This is a genomic window from Marinomonas arctica (assembly GCF_003259225.1).
In the GTDB taxonomy this organism is placed as follows: domain Bacteria; phylum Pseudomonadota; class Gammaproteobacteria; order Pseudomonadales; family Marinomonadaceae; genus Marinomonas; species Marinomonas arctica.
This window is the reverse complement of the sequence record NZ_QHJF01000024.1, coordinates 58,053-74,750: the sequence shown is the minus strand read 5'-3', so window position 1 is coordinate 74,750 and position 16,698 is coordinate 58,053. Positions and strand designations below refer to the sequence as shown.

The following is a 16,698-nucleotide window of genomic DNA, read 5'->3' as shown; positions in this document are numbered from 1 at the left end:
AAGACGCGTAAATTTGCATAGTGAAGGTCTGCTTGGGTATGCTTGGCGACCATTCAATTTTTTAGTATGCAAATGGTTTGCCTGAACACTTTGTCGCCGTGCAGATTGTACGTTGATGGTTTGCTGTGTCAGTCACCTTTGCTATTCAGTTTACGCAGTTTTTTGGAGACTTTTTATGCGAGTAATATTATTAGGCGCACCAGGCGCTGGTAAGGGCACTCAAGCTCAATTTATTACGGAAGAATTTGGTATTCCTCAGATCTCTACTGGAGACATGTTACGTGCTGCGGTCAAAGCAGGAAGCGAGATGGGGCTAAAAGCCAAAGCGGTAATGGACGCCGGTCAGCTTGTGTCTGATGACATTATCATTGGTTTAGTCAAAGAACGTCTTACTCAAGACGATTGTGCTAATGGCGCCCTTTTTGATGGCTTTCCGCGTACTATCCCTCAGGCGGATGCGTTGAAAGATGCGGGTGTTAAGATCGACTACGTGGTCGAAATTGATGTGGCTGATGAAGAGATTGTAAAACGCATGAGTGGGCGTCGCGTTCATGAGGCGTCCGGTCGTACTTACCATCTTGTTTACAATCCACCTAAGGTGGAAGGTAAGGATGATGTTACGGGTGAAGACCTTGTTCAGCGTGCTGATGATGTAGAAGAGACGGTTCGTCTGCGTTTAGGTGTGTATCACGAACAGACAGCACCACTCATTGGTTATTATCAAGACTGGCTAAAAGCAGACAGTGCGACGGCACCTAAATTCGTTAAAGTGAACGGTGTTGGTGATTTGAATGAGATCAAACAAAGTCTATTAGCATCGTTAAAGGCTTAAACACGCAATGACGGTTATTTTAGCATTAGATACTTCAACGCCAGCTTGTTCAGTGGCGTTGTACATAAATGGTGTTGTGTTGGAAGATTTCCGCATGGCGCCCCGCCTTCACAATGATCTGATTCTCCCAATGGTGGATCAAATATTAAGCCAAGCAGGGCTGACGCTCGCGAATCTTGATGCCATCGCTTTTGGTCGAGGTCCTGGGTCTTTTACGGGGCTTAGGATCAGTGCAGGCGTCGTACAAGGACTGGCTTTTGGCGCTGATCTGCCCGTTATTCCTGTGTCAACGCTCGCGGCGTTGTCGTTGGAGGGTTTTCAAACCACAGGTCAAAATAATTGGTTGGCAGCGCTTGATGCCCGTATGGGGGAAATCTATATGGGCGGCTACTGTGTTAATAAAGTAGCAGGGCATTACCAAGTTGATGCATTAATTGAAGAATGTGTAGTGAAACCGGCGGCTTTGTCTGCGTTTTCTACCCATTTTGAGGGCGTCGGTTCTGGTTGGTGTTATAACGATATTCTCACATCATTGCTTCCTGCTCCTCCTGAGCATGTTTTGGTCGATCTTGCACCCCGTGCTGCATGTATTGCTGAATTGGCTCTTCTGGCCTTTCAAAGAGGTGATATGGTCAGTGCGTATGATGCGATTCCAACCTATCTAAGAGATGAAATCACATGGGAAAAGCAAGCCCCACGAATAGGAAAACGTTAACTGTATGTTGTGGTATCAAATTGTTTTCTTAGCCGTTATTCAAGGACTGACTGAATTTCTGCCAATATCAAGTTCTGCTCATTTAATATTGCCAGCACAGCTGCTTGGTTGGCAAGATCAGGGGTTGGCGTTTGATGTTGCTGTGCATGTGGGCACATTACTTGCGATCGTTGGTTATTTTAGAAAAGACATTATGCAGATTATTGTGGCTTGGTGTGTTTCTATTAGAGACAAACAATCGACGCCTAATAGTCGGTTAGGCTGGTGGATTTGTCTGGCGACATTGCCAGCTTGTGTTGCCGGTTTGGTGTTTGATGGTTTTATTGAAACACATTTGCGCTCACTGGAGGTAATTGCCTACACCACAATTGGTTTTGGGGTGCTGCTTTGGTTGTCAGACCGTTATGGAGCAACGACCAAATCAGAACAAGATCTTGGTTTCAAAAGTGTGCTTTACATCGGATTTGCTCAAGCATTAGCTTTAATTCCTGGTACCTCGCGCTCCGGTATTACTATGACGGCGGCACGTTTTCTTGGTTTTAGTCGAGAAAGTGCGGCACGTTTTTCGTTTCTTTTGTCCATTCCTCTTATTTTGGCGGCAGGTGGTCTAAAATCCATTGAGCTTGTATCGTCTAATTTAGCCGTAGATTGGGGTGGGATCTTTATGGGTGTTATTTTATCTGCCATCAGCGCTTATATTTGTATTTATTTATTTTTGAAATGGCTCAACACAATAGGTTTCTTTCCTTTTTTTGTCTATCGATTGATTTTAGGTCTCGTACTTTTAGTGATTGTTTATCTTTAATACCTTGGTTTTTTGGGCACGGCTCAGCGTATAAAGTGTTTTATACTATTTTTAGGAGAGGTTTCTTTGCTTCATTCTATCGCGGTTGCAGCAACAGATAGGTTTTTGGAACCTGATGCTCGACTGTCTGCTCAATCGTTAGATCTGCCTTTCTTATCGCTCACTGGGCCGATAAAGTTTGTTTCTAATTACGATTATCTTTTACTGTACACGCCAGATGGTATCGCAGTGGCAAAGACGGGCAAAGCCGCACCTAAGCCTGTTTATGTGGATTTCACCTCTGGAGCGGTAGATCATAGAAGACGCTTTGGTGGCGGCAAAGGCCAAGATATTGCGAAAGCGGTAGGTTTAAATAAAGGTGCTAACTTATCCGTGTTAGATGCGACAGCGGGACTTGGGCGAGATGCTTTTGTTTTGGCTTGTCTTGGGTGTTCAGTGTCACTTTGTGAGCGTGTGGGCTTTGTTAGAGCGATGCTGCAAGATGGTTTGTATCGGGCTACACTTCACCATGAAGTGGCGGATATTGTGGCGAAAATGTCGTTACTGACTACGGACATAAGTGGCATCTCTCATGATGCGGTGTTTGATGTGGTGTATTTGGATCCTATGTACCCACATACTGATAAATCGTCAGCAGCGGCCAAAAAAGAAATGGCTTTTTTTAGAGATCTGGTTGGTAAGGACGATGATGCCGATGCATTATTGCCCCTAGCCATGGAATTGGCAGAGTATCGTGTTGTAGTAAAGCGTCCCAAAGGTGCAACGTTTTTAAATAATGCACAACCGACGTACCAATTAGAGGGAAAATCTGGGCGATTTGATGTGTATGTGCGCAAATCGCTCGATTCTCTTTCTGCCTAGTAATGTGGTGGTCTTTCTGCTTCAAAATTAGGTTGCTGCTGGCGGTAGGATTCAAGCTGCTTTCCTAATATAGCGAGCTTTTCCTGCATTAGTAGCATATCTTTTTGTTGACGGATTAGGGCTTGATTTAAACTATCAATCGTATCTTCTTGAAATTGTAGTTTGAATTCCAGTTCGTCGATACGTTGGTTGATTTGTGAGGTGTTCATAGATACCTTCTGTGTGTTAACCTTAACAAGCTAAACTCATATTTTAAGAGCTCTTCTATAAAAATATATGGCGCAAGTATCGGTCATTTAAAATGTAAGAGTGGCGTGAAAATTGCTCTCAAAAGAAGTTGTGTATTTTACTACTATCTTCTTTTGCTTCGCACGGTGATTTTAGAAAGAGTTTAGTAAAATATTCATTTATTCACTTTTGCACTAATACGGAGTCTGTTTTCTTTGAAATTGGCTTCGCTTCACAATAATATTTAATTTGATAAGAGATATACTGTTATGAATGATCATCAGGATAATGTTTCGCGTAATAAAGAATCTTCTGTTGGTTCTGCTTTTTTCTCGTTACGTACATTTATAGTTAGCCTTGTTATTGCTTTGATTGTACCTTTGCTTATTGCAGGCGTATTGCAAGAAGAGATCGGCCAACATTTTCTCGTGTATTTTGGTTTTATACTGGTCTCTGTTTACGTGGGTGCGATGGTGAGTCAAGTTGGCTCTGTAGGTTATGATTCAGAGTCTGAAGAAGACGAAGACGATGATCGTGAGCAGGGCACCGTTAAGTGGTTTAACTCGTCGAAAGGCTTTGGCTTTCTAACGATGGAAAACGGTGATGACGTATTTGTTCATTATCGCGCTATTCGTGGTCGTGGTCGTCGCTTTTTGGTTGAAGGGCAGCTGGTTCGTTTTTATGTCACCGAAGGTGAAAAAGGCAAGCAAGCTGAGAATGTCTCTATTATTCGCGGTTAATTTTTCTTATTTTTAAAGAGGTATTTATGGCAACGGTAACACTAAAAGGTAATCCTTTTGAAACAGCTGGTTCTCTTCCTGCAGTGGGTTCTGCTGCGCCAGCTTTTGAGCTTGTGAAAACGGACTTATCCGTCGCTACGTTGGCTGATTACAAAGGCGCTAAACTGGTATTGAATATTTTTCCTTCCGTTGATACACCTACTTGTGCGATGTCTGTACGTAAGTTCAACGAGTCAGCAGCAGCGTTAAAAGGCGTTAATGTGCTTTGTGTATCAGCTGATTTGCCTTTTGCTGCGGCGCGTTTTTGTGGTGCAGAAGGAATCGATAACGTTGATACTGGATCGACTTTCCGTTCTACGTTTGGCGAGGACTACGGTCTTGTTTTCACCACTGGCCCATTGACTGGCCTATTGTCACGTGCGGTTGTTGTACTGGACGAGAGTGGCTCAGTGATCTACACAGAGCAAGTGGCTGAAACGGCTGATGAGCCGAATTACGAAGCCGCATTGGCTGTGTTAGCGTAATTTACTCATATAAAAAAGGCCGCTTCTGAGTTGATTAGAAGCGGCCTTTTTTTTAATTGAAGCGATTATTTTTTAACAAAGCGTTTTTGTTAGTCTTTTTGAATTGGAATCGTGTTCGTTGTACGCTCAACACTGTTGTCTTTATTTAAGTAGACTAATTTGGGTTTGAATTCGTCAGCTTGGGCTTCGTTCATTTGTCCGTAGGCCGCAATGATAACTCGATCACCAACTTGTACTTTTCTTGCGGCTGCGCCATTCATTGATATAGTGCCAGAGCCAGATTCAGCCAGAATGACGTAGGTGTGAAAGCGCTCGCCGTTGTCGACGTTGTAAATGTCTATTTGTTCGAATTCCCTGAACCCCGCTAACTCTACAAGGTCTTTATCTATGGCGCAGGATCCATCGTACCAAAGCTCTGCTTGGGTAACGCTGGCCATGTGAAGTTTGCCTTTAAGAAGTGTAATTTGCATGTGTAAAATCTCTATTAAGGTGTCTGTGGAGCGTGTGTTGTCAAAGGGGGTTAATTCCAAATAAATGGACCTTCACCGTGGTGGTTAATTCGCCACCATAGGTCTGGATCCTGATTGCCTTCTTCTTCCCATCCTTGGAAATTGCAGCGTACTTCGCAGTCTAGTGCTTTAAATACTTGTTTTGCGCAGGTTATATCATCTTCCCAAGGGGTTTTATCCGAGTCGAACCAGATCGAGGTGAAGCGTTTCCCTGCTGCCTGTTCAAGGATGGTAACTTCTACTTCATTGCCTTGCCACAGAAGAGTCAGCTTTGAGCAAAGTGGTCCACTGGTGCTTTTTTTGACAAGGGTGAATGATGCTTCCAGCCAAGTGATGATGTTTTCTGTTGGGCAAGACAATACATATACTTCAATGTCTGTTTGCATTACCTTAATCCTTATTTTTGATCATGTGATAAATTCTAAGAACGCTCATAGATAAGTAGCCAACAAGCGTCCATAGCACACCGCATCCCGCCAGTATTAATCCAAATAATGCAATAATCTCTTGGGAAAGAGACTCGGCAAGGACGCGATCTGCCACCATGAGCATCAGAATGCCAAAAACGAAAATTAATCCGCCTTGAATCATTTTGATCAGTGCTGACCTTGGGTTATTGCCTAGCTTCATGGCTAATTTATGTATGGCGTTTTTCATTTATGTAGGAATCTAAGCGTTATTAGCAAATAGGTTTTTCAGAATGCGTGCGTATATTTCAGAAAGACGATTAAGGCTTTCGGCTTCAACACATTCATTAATCTGATGGATAGTGGCATTGATAGGACCAAGCTCCACAACTTGCGTGCCCATTTTGGCAATAAATCGACCATCAGAAGTGCCGCCAGAAGTAGAGAGTTCTGGTGTAATATTGACCGTTGCCTGCACCGCTTCAACAATGGCATCCACCAATTCTCCTGGTCGCGTCAAAAACGGCAAGCCGTTATACGTCCACTCAATATCGTAGCGTAAGTTGTGTTTATCTAAAATGTCAATGACACGGAGCTTAAGAGCATCAAAGCTTAACTCTGAAGAAAAGCGAAAATTAAACTGGGCGTTTAATTTACCAGGCACAACGTTGGTCGCACCGGTTCCTGAATGGATGTTGGATACTTGGAAGCTAGTAGGGGGGAAGAAGTCATTTCCATCATCCCAATGAGCACTGGCCATTTCAGCCAGCGCTGGCGCTGCTAGATGGATAGGGTTTTCGGCGAGATGTGGGTAAGCAACATGCCCTTGTTTGCCATAAACCGTTAAGTCGCCACTAAATGAGCCTCGACGCCCATTTTTAATGATATCACCTAGTGTTTTGGTGCTGGAAGGCTCACCAACGATACACCAATCGACCTTTTCATTGCGTGCTATCAGTGCATCAACGACGCGGGTTGTGCCGTCCACAAAAGGACCTTCTTCGTCGCTGGTAATCAAAAAGGAAATTTGTCCATGATGATCTGGATATTTGCCAACAAAATCTTCCACTGCGGTCACCATGGCCGCAAGACTGCCTTTCATGTCGGCAGCGCCACGGCCGAATAACATGCCATCAACAATCTTTGGTGAAAACGGTGGCACTTTCCATTCTGCTTCAGGACCGGTAGGGACTACGTCTGTGTGCCCTGCAAAACAAAGATTGGGGCCCGATGTACCTCGTTTAGCATAGAAGTTTTTTACATCGCCAAAAGGCATGTATTCGATCTCAAAATCTAATTTTTTCAATCGGTCTATCATCAGATCTTGGCAGCCAGCATCTTCTGGAGTAACAGATGGGCGAGAAATAAGATCCATGGCAAGTTTTAGTGTGGGTGACAAGTCAGACATTCTTTACCTTTGCGTTGGTTTTCGCTACCTTAGATAAAGATTCTGTTACTATAGCAGTAGATTCTTATAAAGGTGGCGTTATGAAATTGGGTGTCGTTGTTTTTTTGGGTTTACTTAGTTCTGGTTGTAGCCTTTTCCAGCAGCCTGTCGTTCAAGAGTCGTATTTTGTTCCTGTCATTCGCTCGGATGTTTCTACTTCGGGATATGTGCCAAGTGTTACCCCTGTGGTGCCACCTAAGTCTAACAAAGAAAGACCTCGACTTTACACGCCTATTTTACGCTAAAAAAAGGCTAGCATACTCTTCTGGGCTGAAGCCCAAATGAATAGATCCTTTGGTGATGACTAAAGGCCGCTTGATGATGGAGGGTTGGGTCACCATTAAATGCATGGCATTGTCGTTATTCATGCTGCTTTTTATTTCTTCATCCAGCTTGCGCCAAGTGGTGCCACGCTTATTAATGATGTTTTCCCAGCCCATTGTATCTATCCAAGCTTTTGCTGTTTCTTCATCTAGGCCTGCTTTTTTATAGTCATGAAAAGCGTATTCAATATTGTTTTCATCTAGCCAACGAAAGGCTTTTTTCATTGTATCGCAGTTTTTGATGCCAAATATTTGAATCATAGTGTCATCCACAAAGCGCCATATTGAATTGAGTGTTCAATATGGCGCTTGGTTGTTGATTGGTTAAGGTGTTGAGTATTAGTTGTGAGCGTGTAGCATTTCGTTTAATGCGATGGCAGCTTTGTTGGTTTTACACTCAATTGTGCCTGTCTCGGAGTTGCGACGGAATAACAGGTCAGATTGACCTGACAGCTCGCGTGCTTTCACCGTAGAGACGACTTGGTTGTTTTCATCTAGTACGGCGACTTTAGAGCCCGCTGTGATGTAAAGTCCAGATTCAACGATACAGCGATCACCAAGACCAATACCAATACCTGCATTGGCGCCAATCAAGCATTTTTCACCAACAGCAATGACAATGTTTCCGCCACCGGATAGCGTTCCCATCGTGGAGCAGCCACCACCAAGATCGGAGCCATTACCAACCACAACACCGGCAGAAATACGACCTTCAACCATGCTGTTACCAAGTGTGCCGGCATTAAAGTTTACAAAACCTTCGTGCATGACGGTTGTGCCTTCCGCTAGATGTGCACCCAGACGGACGCGTGCTGCATCGCCAACGCGGATGCCCGTAGGAACGACAAAGTTTAGCATTTTAGGGAATTTATCGACGCTGAATACTTCGATTGTGCGGCCTTCCATGCGAGCGCTTAATTGACGATCGGCGAGTTCGCGAACATCAATCGGGCCTTCGCTTGTCCAAGCCGTATTGATCAATAAGCCAAACATGCCATCCAATACGGTATTGTGTGGCTTAACGAAACGATGAGAAATAAGCTGAAGTTTTAAATACACTTCTGCTGGGTTGGTTGGGGCCTCATCTGTTGCTAATACACATAAGATGACAGGTTTGGTCGAGGCTTTTAGGCGAGATGCTAATTCGGCTTGCTCTATGTTACCTGCTTTTAAAAGATTCATGTGCAGACGGTTGAGGTCGCTTTCATCTAATACTAGTGTGCTGTTGCCACCTTCATAATTGGTGCTTTCTAGGAGCGCATCTACGGTGTTTTTTTCAGGGTTTAGGCTTGGGGTAGCATAAAAAACTTCTAGCCAATTGCCTTCTTTGTTTTGTGTGCCGATGCCAAGACCGAACGCGAAAATGGTATTGCTCATATAATTTCTCCAACTGAGAGCTAAGGGGGTTATCTGCGACTGAGGAAGTCTCTGATTCTTTTTGCTGCCTCAACGCATTCAGATTCTTCTGCGACCAGTGCCATACGAACGTGATGGCTTCCAGGATTTATGCCTTCTACTTCTCGACCTAAATAGCTGCCAGGTAAAACCAGAACAGATTCTTCTTGGTACAGAGCGGTACAAAAATCTTCGTCTGTCATAGTGAGTTTAGGCCAAAGATAAAAACCGGCCTCTGGTTTGTTAATCGGCATAACAGGCGATAGTATTTCTAGTACGGCATCAAATTTCCGGGTGTAAATTTCACGATTTTTGACAACGTGATCTTCATCATTCCAAGCCGCAACGGAGGCGTCTTGGTGGTGGATGGGCATAGCACAGCCTTGATAGGTGCGGTATAACAAGAAGTGCTTCATAATTGACGCGTCGCCCGCAACAAACCCTGAACGTAGTCCAGGCATGTTTGAGCGCTTTGATAGCGATTGGAAAATTAGGCAGTGCTGGTAATCTTTGTTGCCTAATATCTGGCACGCTTCTAGTAACCCTAAAGGGGCTTGATCGCCAAAATAGATCTCAGAGTAGCATTCGTCTGCCACGATAGTGAAATTGAAGGCTTTGGCTTTTTCAATCAAAAAAGCGTATTCCTCTAGGGTTGTGATCGTGCCACTTGGGTTGTTGGGTGAGCACACAAACAAGACTTCACAGCGTTTCCAAACATCGTCACTGACATTGTGGTAGTTCACTTTGTAATCTGTTTCGGCGCTGCAGGGTAGAAGGTGCATCTCGGCTCCCGCAAGGATGCCTGCGCCTTCATATATCTGGTAAAAAGGGTTGGGGCTGACAACAAGTGAGTTTTGTTTTTCACCAACTAGGGTTTGAGTGATGGCGAATAAGGCCTCACGCGTTCCTGTTACAGGTAAAATTTGTGTGTCAGGGTTGAGGCTTTCTAGCTTAAAGCGACGCTTTGCCCATTGGCTGATCGCGTCTCTTAATGGTAATTCGCCTTTTGTGCTCGGGTACTTACTGATACCACTGAGGCTTTTGGCGAGTGTTTCAAGAACAATCGCGGGGGCTTCGTGTTGAGGCTCCCCGATAGTGAGCTTGATAAGCGGTTTTGCAGGGTTCGGTGTTATCCCTTCGATAAGCTCAGCGAGCTTTTGAAAAGGATATGGGTGTAAAGAATGTATAAGAGGGTTCATTGTCTTTAGTCCATCGCTTGAGAAAAACGGTCTATTTTCTCTTTTAAAAGGGTGCAAATCTTATTCATACTCACTTCGTCCGTAATAAGGTCGCCATTTTCTTCCGTAATGTAAAAGGTATCTTCTACCCTCTCGCCTAGCGTGGCGATTTTGGCTTTATGTAGCATGATGTTGTTGTTCATAAAAAATTGGCCAATCAAAGCCAGCAAGCCTGGTCTGTCAGGGGCGGTTATTTCAAGCGCTGACCAAACTTCTTCTGGCTGGCTAACAAAATGTGCCGTGGCAGGAGAGTTAAATATTTTTAGAATGCGTGGTGTGTGACGTTGCACTACACTTTCGTACAGTGACGGGGTTTCAAGTTGTTCCATCAATGTTTTTCGTATCAAAGTGATACGCTCTTTGTCGAGATGTAAATTGGTGTCACTGTCATTGCTATCCATGACCACAAAGCTGTCTAAACTGTAATTGTCGGTTGTATGGCTAATTTTAGCGTCTAGTATGGTTAGCCCTAGTTGCTCAAATGTTGCCGCGGTCACAGCAAATAGATGTTTGCTTATCAAGGTATAAATAAAAATCTTACTGGCACCAGAAAAATTACGTCCGCCAAGCGGTGTAATGGCAATCAGCGGTTTATCGCTTGGGCGATGACGCAGTATGGCTTCTGTGTTCCAGGCAATCTCATCACCATTTGAGCGAATGAAATACTCTTCTTCAATGGTTTCCCAAATAGCTTCCGCTTCCATAATGTCAACGTTGCGTTCAATGATGATCTCTAAGGCACGCTGTTTATGCTCATCACTAATCATGTCTGCATCAATCGGGAAATCCAGTCCACGACGAAGAGCGCGTTTGGTTTCTAAATAAAGTTGGCGCATCAAGGAGGCTCGCCAGCTGTTCCACATGGTCGGGTTTGTTGCGTTAATATCGGCAACTGTCAAGATAAATAGATAATCTAGGTGCTCTTGATCCTTTACGTAGCTGGCAAATTCCCAGATCACTTCAGGGTCCGAAATGTCTTTGCGTTGTGCGGTAACCGACATGAACAGATGGTTTCTGACTAACCAAACAACAAGTTCAGTGTCTCGTTTGGAGAGTCCATGGCGTTCACAAAACGCTTGGGCATCGACACAGCCGAGTTCTGAATGATCACCACCGCGACCTTTTGCTATGTCATGATATAGACCTGCGATATAAAGCAGCTCGACTTTTGCAACGTGGCGAATGGCTTGCGCTGAAATTGGGAATTTTTGTTTAAATTCCGGCAACCAGAGGCGGCGTAGGTTTTCAACCAGTTGGAGTGTGTGGGCATCGACCGTGTAGATATGAAAAAGATCGTGCTGCATTTGACCGATTATCGCGCCAAACTCGGGTAAATAACGTCCAAGCAATCCTAGGTGTTTCATGGATCTCAAAATACTGGTGAGTCTATATCGACTGGATATGATGTCCAGAAATAGAGCGGTATTTTTTTTGTTGTTTCTAAATTCGTCGTCAACTAAATCAAGGTTATCCCGCAGCTGTCTCATTGTATTGGCGCGAATACCCTTGATGTCTTCATGGGAGCCCAATAGAACATATATTTCCAGCATGCTCGAAGGGTTATCTTGAAACAGCGTAGTAGAACGAGCCTCTAGCTGACCGTTAACGGTTTGGAAGTGGTCGTTGATCACTTCGATGCTATTGATGGCGTCCTTGGTTAAAAAGGACTCTTCAAAGTGCTGCAATAGCAGATCGTTAAGTTGTTGAATGGCGGCCACGCTTTGATAATAGCCTTGCATGAAGCGTTCTACGTTGCGCTTTAGGTCGTCGTCGTCAAAGCCAAATAGTTTGGCTAGCGTTCTCTGATGGTCAAAGAGTAAGCGGTCTTCTTTACGCCCTGCAACCATATGTAAGGCCCAGCGAATCCGCCATAAATGACTGACGGCGCCTTTTAGTTGGATGTATTCGTCTTCAGATAAGAAATGCTTTTCAATTAAAGCGCTCAGTCGATGCGTGTGTAAGTGGCGCTTTGCTACCCAGTCAATGACTTGCATGTCCCTGAGCCCACCTGGGCATTCCTTTAAATTGGGTTCTAGGTTGTAGGCCGTGTTTTGATACTTAGCATGACGTTGTTTTTGCTCTGCAAGCTTGGCTTGATAAAACGAGTGGCCATCCCACATTTGCGAGATATCAACATGCAGTTTCAGGGTGGCTAATAGATCGACTGGGCCAGTGAGTGTGCGTGACTCAATTAGATTGGTGATAATGGTGATGTCTTTTGCCGCCATCTCGGTGCATTCGTCGATGGTTCGAACGCTGTGACCGACGTCTAAATTGATATCCCATAGGAAGGTGATAAAGGCTTCTATTTTGTCTTTAGGCGCCAGCGCTTCGTTATCGATTAAGATAAGTAAATCGATATCGGATTTGGGGTGAAGCTCACTCCGCCCATATCCTCCGACAGCAACAAGACTGACATTGTTTTCTATAGATAAGCCTTTGGCGGTCCATGCAGCTAACATAATTTCATCGTAAAAAGATGATAACCCCTTTACGAGTTTTTCTATCGGATGGAGAGAATGAAAAAAATCGTTATAAAGGTGAGTTTTTTCTTCAATAATGGCTCGGTAGCGTGAAACTGAGCAGCTTGGTTGGGCTAGCTCTTGTTTTTCTTCCTGAGTAAGAAGTGGCGGAGCGTCTGGAAAAGCAGGGAAGTCCATACAAAAGCCTCGAAGAATAAATAATTATGTTAGTACTGTTTGATTTGTTGGGATGCTACATAGCGGTAAACCCAAAAGGTATCGCGCTTCATTTAAGCGAAGCGCGTTTCTTCAGGTCGACGAGTAAGTACTTCAACACCATTTGCGGTAACCAGTAAGGTGTGCTCGTATTGTGCAGACAATCGGCCGTCTTTGGTTTTAGCGATCCAGTTATCCGGGCCAGTATGTTTCACCTGTTTTTTACCTGCATTAATCATGGGTTCTATGGTCAATGTCATGCCTTCTTCTAACATCACCCCAGTTCCTGCTTTACCATAATGTGCTACTTGCGGTTCGCCATGAAACGTTGTGCCAACGCCATGCCCACAGTATTCCTCGACCACGGAATAATGGTGTTTGTGTGCGTGGGCGGAAATCGCAGCGCCGATATCACCAAGGCGTACACCGGGTTTTACCATATCAATGGCAAGGTAAAGACATTCTTGAGTGACTTGGGCAAGACGCTCTGCATGGGAGAGGGCCGGGCCGGCAAAAAACATTTTACTGGTATCGCCGTAATAACCATCTTTGATAATGGTGATGTCGACGTTAACGACATCGCCTTTTTTGAGTGGCTTGTCGTTTGGGATGCCGTGACAAATAACGTCGTTGACTGAAGTGCAGCATGATTTTGGAAAACCATGATAGTTGAGGGGAGCTGGAATAGCGCCTTGTACTTCAACGATGTAGTTGTGGGCAATGATATCAATTTGTTCGGTCGTCACGCCAGGCACAATAAATTCTTCGAGCATGACTAAAACATCTGCAGCCAGTTTGCCAGCGGTACGCATGCCTTCAATATCGCTGATGTCGGTGAAGCGCGTTGCAGCAGGACGAGGCGTCCAGCTTGGCACTTCAATGCGGCCATTTTGGGTTAATGCTTCAACTTTCTGTAGTATTTCATTGCTCATAATGTAGGTGTCTTAGATAGGTTTATGTCTATATTGAGACCTTTGCACGACTACTGTGCTCGTCAATACTTTGTTAAAAACAGACTCAAAATGCTCATTTATAACCCATAAGCTCGGCTTTGGCTTCCTGCGTCGCCCTAATAACTACATCCATGTAGTTATCCGCCTTTCGTCTGTTCTTGCCTCGTCTTGACTTTGCTCGCGACGCCGTGCGAAGGTCTCATTGAGAGTAAGTTGCGAGACATTCTACATGACTTGAGCGCCAGAATCGCCTCTCTCATGGAAAAAAACGCGCTTCAAATGATGTGTAAAAACACGTTCAAGTCTTTTGGTTTGTCGTTGAATGTGGTATAAAACGCCCGCTTGTTAGGATTGTACCTAAAACAAGCGTTTTTTTAAAATCAACGATCTTGCCGCAATTAAATAAAAGTGTCTTGGGTGTCTTAGGTTGCTTTAAACCTTGTTCGATTGACGCTTTTAGCTGGTAAGCACATATAACCCAAATTTAAAGGATAGTAAAATGCCTACAGTTTCTATGCGCGACCTATTATTGGTTGGTTCACACTTCGGTCACCAAACTCGTTACTGGAACCCAAAAATGAAGCCTTTCATTTTCGGTGCTCGTAACAAGATTCACATCATTAACCTTGAGCACACAGTTCCAGCTCTTAACAACGCTCTTGAGCTTGTTAAAAAAATGGCTGAGAACAAAAACAAGGTATTGTTTGTTGGTACTAAGCGTGCCGCATCTAAAACGATCAAAGAGCAAGCTGCTCGCTCTGGTATGCCATACGTTAACCACCGTTGGTTAGGTGGTATGTTGACTAACTACAAAACCATTCGTGCGTCTATCAAGCGTCTACGTGAGCTTGAAACACAAATGTCTGATGGTACATTCGATAAGCTGACTAAAAAAGAAGCTTTGATGCGTACTCGCGAGCTTGAAAAACTTGAGCTTTCTATGGGTGGTATCAAGGATATGGGCGGTCTTCCAGATGTATTGTTTGTCGTTGACGTTGATCATGAGCGTATTGCGATCAAAGAAGCAAACAAATTAGGTATTCCTGTTATCGGTATCGTTGATACAAACAGTAATCCAGATGGTGTTGATTACATTATCCCTGCTAACGATGACGCTATTCGTGCTGTTCAGTTGTACGTTGGTGCTTTTGCTGATGCGGTTCTAGAAGGTCGTAATGCGACAGCTGGTACTGCTGATGAATTCGTTGAAGTAAGCGAAGCGACTGAAGCGTAAGCAAACTATTTAGTTTGTTCTGGTTTCTAAAGGGAGGTTTCTTACCTCCTTTTTTAAATTTGAATTGTTATAAAGAGGATTTAACATGGCCGCAGTATCTGCAGCATTGGTAAAAGAGCTACGTGAACGTACTGGTCTTGGCATGATGGAGTGTAAAAAAGCACTTGTCGCTGCTGACGCTGACATTGAAGTGGCAATTGAAGAGCTACGTAAATCAAGTGGCATGAAGGCAGCTAAGAAAGCAGGCCGTACAGCAGCTGAAGGTACCATCATCATGCGCGTTGCTGATGATGCATCTTACGGTATCTTGGTTGAAGTAAACTCTGAAACAGACTTTGCTTCTCGTGACGAAGGCTTTATTGCTTTTGCCAACAAGGTAGCTGACGTTGTTTTCACAACAAAACAAACCGATATGGAAGTGTTGTTGGCGGGTGAAATCGGCCAAGCACGTGAAGCATTGGTTCAGAAAATCGGTGAAAACATCTCTCCACGTCGCGCAGTCGTTGTTGAAGGTGGTTTAGTAGGCGGTTATCTGCACGGTAACGGCCAGATTGCTGTATTGACTCAATTGGAAGGTGGTTCTGACGAGCTAGCTAAAGATGTTTCTATGCACATTGCTGCCGTTTCTCCTCGCGTCGTTCGCGGTGAAGATATGCCTGCTGAAGTTCTTGCAAAAGAAGAAGAAATTGTTCGTGCGCAGCCAGACATGGCTGGTAAGCCAGCTGAGATCGTTGATAAAATGATCGTTGGCCGTATGAAGAAATTCTTGGCTGAAAACAGCTTAACTGAACAACCTTTCGTTAAGAACCCAGACGTAAAAGTTGGTCAACTAGTGAAAGACGCTGGCGCAACAGTGACTTCTTTTATTCGCCTAGAAGTGGGTGAAGGTATTGAAGTGGCTGAAGTGGATTTTGCCGCAGAAGTAGCAGCACAGCTTAGAGGTTAATTCCGAGTTGTAATGTCTTGCAAAAAAAAGGGGCAGCTTGACTGCCCCTTTTTATGAGAGATAGGTTCGATGAGTGTCGGTGATAGGATTGACCTCAGTGAGTGAAGAAAGAAAACCATTGCCGGAGGTTGATATGTCAAAAGAGAAGAGTCCAAAATACAAACGAATTTTGCTTAAGCTAAGCGGCGAAGCCTTGATGGGCGATGAGTCCTTCGGTATTGACCCTAAAGTATTAAATCGCATTGCGCTTGAAATTGGTCAGTTACGCGGTATTGGTGTTGAGGTTGGTATCGTTATTGGTGGTGGTAACTTGTTTCGTGGTCAAGCTCTGAGCCAAGCGGGCATGGACCGTGTGACAGGCGATCATATGGGTATGTTGGCAACGGTAATGAATGCATTGGCGATGCGTGATGCACTGGAACGTGCCAATATCGCCACTCGTGTTATGTCGGCCATCACTATGACGGGTATTGTCGAGCCTTATGATAGACGTCGTGCTATGCGTCTAATGAAAGAAGGTGATGTGCTTATTTTCTCGGCTGGGACAGGTAATCCTTTCTTTACGACAGACTCTGCTGCTTGTTTACGCGGCATTGAGATTGATGCTGATGTCGTACTGAAGGCAACAAAAGTGGATGGTGTTTATTCTGCGGATCCGATGAAAGACCCTACCGCGGTGAAATATGATACATTAGGTTACGATGAAGTGCTTGAAAAACAGTTGGGTGTCATGGACTTAACCGCCATCTGTTTGACTCGTGATCACGCTATGCCGATACGTGTGTTTAATATGAATAAGCCGGGAGCCTTGATAAATATCATGGTTGGTGGCAATGAAGGTACACTGATTAAGTGAGGAAGTT

General features: G+C 44.3%; 20 protein-coding genes. 10 read left to right on the top strand and 10 right to left on the bottom strand.

Annotation, left to right across the window (positions count from 1 at the left end):
- The first annotated feature begins 175 nt into the window (after positions 1 to 175).
- The 4 genes from adk to DK187_RS14340 all read left to right on the top strand — a co-directional run bounded on the left by adk (position 176) and on the right by DK187_RS14340 (position 3,213).
- On the top strand, positions 176 to 832 hold the full coding sequence (adk, locus tag DK187_RS14355) for an adenylate kinase (RefSeq protein ID WP_111608037.1): 657 nt from the start codon (positions 176 to 178) through the stop codon (positions 830 to 832).
- Between the two features lie 7 nt (positions 833 to 839).
- A complete protein-coding gene (gene tsaB, locus DK187_RS14350) occupies positions 840 to 1,547 on the top strand; it encodes a tRNA (adenosine(37)-N6)-threonylcarbamoyltransferase complex dimerization subunit type 1 TsaB (RefSeq protein WP_111608036.1) in 708 nt (235 codons plus the stop codon).
- A gap of 4 nt (positions 1,548 to 1,551) precedes the next feature.
- Positions 1,552 to 2,352, top strand: coding sequence for an undecaprenyl-diphosphate phosphatase (locus tag DK187_RS14345; RefSeq protein WP_111608035.1), 801 nt, complete (start codon positions 1,552 to 1,554; stop codon positions 2,350 to 2,352).
- Between the two features lie 66 nt (positions 2,353 to 2,418).
- The gene (locus tag DK187_RS14340; protein ID WP_111608034.1) at positions 2,419 to 3,213 is read left to right on the top strand and encodes a class I SAM-dependent methyltransferase; all 795 of its coding nucleotides are present in this window, start codon (positions 2,419 to 2,421) and stop codon (positions 3,211 to 3,213) included.
- Here the strand turns inward: DK187_RS14340 and DK187_RS14335 are convergent.
- Positions 3,210 to 3,422 (bottom strand): SlyX family protein, encoded by a 213-nt coding sequence (locus DK187_RS14335; RefSeq protein WP_111608033.1) that lies wholly within the window; start codon positions 3,420 to 3,422, stop codon positions 3,210 to 3,212. The two genes, DK187_RS14340 and DK187_RS14335, sit on opposite strands and share 4 nt — an antisense overlap.
- Before the next feature lie 288 nt (positions 3,423 to 3,710).
- Between DK187_RS14335 and DK187_RS21500 the strand changes: the two genes are divergently transcribed.
- On the top strand, positions 3,711 to 4,181 hold the full coding sequence (locus DK187_RS21500) for a cold-shock protein (RefSeq protein WP_111608032.1): 471 nt from the start codon (positions 3,711 to 3,713) through the stop codon (positions 4,179 to 4,181).
- A gap of 26 nt (positions 4,182 to 4,207) precedes the next feature.
- Positions 4,208 to 4,705 carry a thiol peroxidase gene (gene tpx / locus DK187_RS14325; protein WP_111608031.1) on the top strand — a complete coding sequence of 166 codons (498 nt, stop codon included), beginning with the start codon at positions 4,208 to 4,210 and terminating at the stop codon, positions 4,703 to 4,705.
- 89 nt (positions 4,706 to 4,794) lie between these two features.
- Here the strand turns inward: tpx and panD are convergent, their stop codons facing one another.
- The 4 genes from panD to dapE are packed head-to-tail and all read right to left on the bottom strand — an operon-like array spanning position 4,795 to position 7,029.
- Complete coding sequence (gene panD, locus DK187_RS14320; RefSeq protein ID WP_111608030.1) at positions 4,795 to 5,175, bottom strand: aspartate 1-decarboxylase; 381 nt, start codon at positions 5,173 to 5,175, stop codon at positions 4,795 to 4,797.
- Positions 5,176 to 5,225: 50 nt separating this feature from the next.
- The gene (locus DK187_RS14315) at positions 5,226 to 5,600 is read right to left on the bottom strand and encodes a hypothetical protein (RefSeq protein ID WP_111608029.1); all 375 of its coding nucleotides are present in this window, start codon (positions 5,598 to 5,600) and stop codon (positions 5,226 to 5,228) included.
- 4 nt (positions 5,601 to 5,604) lie between these two features.
- Entirely contained in the window at positions 5,605 to 5,871 is a 267-nt protein-coding gene (locus DK187_RS14310) for a hypothetical protein (RefSeq protein WP_111608028.1), read from the bottom strand.
- Between the two features lie 12 nt (positions 5,872 to 5,883).
- Positions 5,884 to 7,029, bottom strand: coding sequence for a succinyl-diaminopimelate desuccinylase (gene dapE / locus DK187_RS14305; RefSeq protein WP_111608027.1), 1,146 nt, complete (start codon positions 7,027 to 7,029; stop codon positions 5,884 to 5,886).
- An 80-nt stretch (positions 7,030 to 7,109) separates the two neighbouring features.
- Between dapE and DK187_RS14300 the strand changes: the two genes are divergently transcribed.
- Positions 7,110 to 7,313 (top strand): hypothetical protein, encoded by a 204-nt coding sequence (locus DK187_RS14300; protein WP_162623524.1) that lies wholly within the window; start codon positions 7,110 to 7,112, stop codon positions 7,311 to 7,313.
- Here DK187_RS14300 and DK187_RS14295 read toward each other — a convergent pair.
- The 5 genes from DK187_RS14295 to map form a co-directional block, all read right to left on the bottom strand.
- Complete coding sequence (locus tag DK187_RS14295) at positions 7,305 to 7,652, bottom strand: ArsC family reductase (protein ID WP_111608025.1); 348 nt, start codon at positions 7,650 to 7,652, stop codon at positions 7,305 to 7,307. The genes DK187_RS14300 and DK187_RS14295 overlap by 9 nt on opposite strands.
- 78 nt (positions 7,653 to 7,730) lie before the next feature.
- Complete coding sequence (gene dapD, locus DK187_RS14290) at positions 7,731 to 8,768, bottom strand: 2,3,4,5-tetrahydropyridine-2,6-dicarboxylate N-succinyltransferase (RefSeq protein WP_111608024.1); 1,038 nt, start codon at positions 8,766 to 8,768, stop codon at positions 7,731 to 7,733.
- Between the two features lie 29 nt (positions 8,769 to 8,797).
- On the bottom strand, positions 8,798 to 9,985 hold the full coding sequence (gene dapC, locus DK187_RS14285) for a succinyldiaminopimelate transaminase (protein WP_111608023.1): 1,188 nt from the start codon (positions 9,983 to 9,985) through the stop codon (positions 8,798 to 8,800).
- 5 nt (positions 9,986 to 9,990) lie between these two features.
- Positions 9,991 to 12,684: a [protein-PII] uridylyltransferase gene (gene glnD / locus DK187_RS14280; RefSeq protein WP_111608022.1), complete on the bottom strand. Its 2,694-nt coding sequence runs from the start codon at positions 12,682 to 12,684 to the stop codon at positions 9,991 to 9,993.
- A 92-nt stretch (positions 12,685 to 12,776) separates the two neighbouring features.
- Positions 12,777 to 13,634 (bottom strand): type I methionyl aminopeptidase, encoded by an 858-nt coding sequence (map, locus tag DK187_RS14275; RefSeq protein WP_188322963.1) that lies wholly within the window; start codon positions 13,632 to 13,634, stop codon positions 12,777 to 12,779.
- Positions 13,635 to 14,154: 520 nt separating this feature from the next.
- On the opposite strand from map, the gene rpsB reads away from it, so the two are divergent.
- The 3 genes from rpsB to pyrH all read left to right on the top strand — a co-directional run bounded on the left by rpsB (position 14,155) and on the right by pyrH (position 16,691).
- Positions 14,155 to 14,889: a 30S ribosomal protein S2 gene (rpsB, locus tag DK187_RS14270; protein WP_012068986.1), complete on the top strand. Its 735-nt coding sequence runs from the start codon at positions 14,155 to 14,157 to the stop codon at positions 14,887 to 14,889.
- Positions 14,890 to 14,974: 85 nt separating this feature from the next.
- Complete coding sequence (gene tsf, locus DK187_RS14265; RefSeq protein WP_111608021.1) at positions 14,975 to 15,835, top strand: translation elongation factor Ts; 861 nt, start codon at positions 14,975 to 14,977, stop codon at positions 15,833 to 15,835.
- Between the two features lie 133 nt (positions 15,836 to 15,968).
- The gene (gene pyrH, locus DK187_RS14260; RefSeq protein WP_111608075.1) at positions 15,969 to 16,691 is read left to right on the top strand and encodes a UMP kinase; all 723 of its coding nucleotides are present in this window, start codon (positions 15,969 to 15,971) and stop codon (positions 16,689 to 16,691) included.
- Positions 16,692 to 16,698: the final 7 nt, after the last annotated feature.

Coding starts and splice junctions, on each gene's coding strand:
- dapD (WP_111608024.1), bottom strand. CDS start 8,768: ATGAGCAATACCATTTTCGCGTTCGGTCTTGGCATCGGCACACAAAAC.
- DK187_RS14335 (WP_111608033.1), bottom strand. CDS start 3,422: ATGAACACCTCACAAATCAACCAACGTATCGACGAACTGGAATTCAAA.
- pyrH (WP_111608075.1), top strand. CDS start 15,969: ATGTCAAAAGAGAAGAGTCCAAAATACAAACGAATTTTGCTTAAGCTA.
- adk (WP_111608037.1), top strand. CDS start 176: ATGCGAGTAATATTATTAGGCGCACCAGGCGCTGGTAAGGGCACTCAA.
- DK187_RS14315 (WP_111608029.1), bottom strand. CDS start 5,600: ATGCAAACAGACATTGAAGTATATGTATTGTCTTGCCCAACAGAAAAC.
- dapC (WP_111608023.1), bottom strand. CDS start 9,985: ATGAACCCTCTTATACATTCTTTACACCCATATCCTTTTCAAAAGCTC.
- DK187_RS21500 (WP_111608032.1), top strand. CDS start 3,711: ATGAATGATCATCAGGATAATGTTTCGCGTAATAAAGAATCTTCTGTT.
- rpsB (WP_012068986.1), top strand. CDS start 14,155: ATGCCTACAGTTTCTATGCGCGACCTATTATTGGTTGGTTCACACTTC.
- glnD (WP_111608022.1), bottom strand. CDS start 12,684: ATGGACTTCCCTGCTTTTCCAGACGCTCCGCCACTTCTTACTCAGGAA.
- DK187_RS14295 (WP_111608025.1), bottom strand. CDS start 7,652: ATGATTCAAATATTTGGCATCAAAAACTGCGATACAATGAAAAAAGCC.
- dapE (WP_111608027.1), bottom strand. CDS start 7,029: ATGTCTGACTTGTCACCCACACTAAAACTTGCCATGGATCTTATTTCT.
- panD (WP_111608030.1), bottom strand. CDS start 5,175: ATGCAAATTACACTTCTTAAAGGCAAACTTCACATGGCCAGCGTTACC.
- map (WP_188322963.1), bottom strand. CDS start 13,634: ATGAGCAATGAAATACTACAGAAAGTTGAAGCATTAACCCAAAATGGC.
- tsaB (WP_111608036.1), top strand. CDS start 840: ATGACGGTTATTTTAGCATTAGATACTTCAACGCCAGCTTGTTCAGTG.
- DK187_RS14300 (WP_162623524.1), top strand. CDS start 7,110: ATGAAATTGGGTGTCGTTGTTTTTTTGGGTTTACTTAGTTCTGGTTGT.
- tsf (WP_111608021.1), top strand. CDS start 14,975: ATGGCCGCAGTATCTGCAGCATTGGTAAAAGAGCTACGTGAACGTACT.
- DK187_RS14345 (WP_111608035.1), top strand. CDS start 1,552: ATGTTGTGGTATCAAATTGTTTTCTTAGCCGTTATTCAAGGACTGACT.
- DK187_RS14310 (WP_111608028.1), bottom strand. CDS start 5,871: ATGAAAAACGCCATACATAAATTAGCCATGAAGCTAGGCAATAACCCA.
- tpx (WP_111608031.1), top strand. CDS start 4,208: ATGGCAACGGTAACACTAAAAGGTAATCCTTTTGAAACAGCTGGTTCT.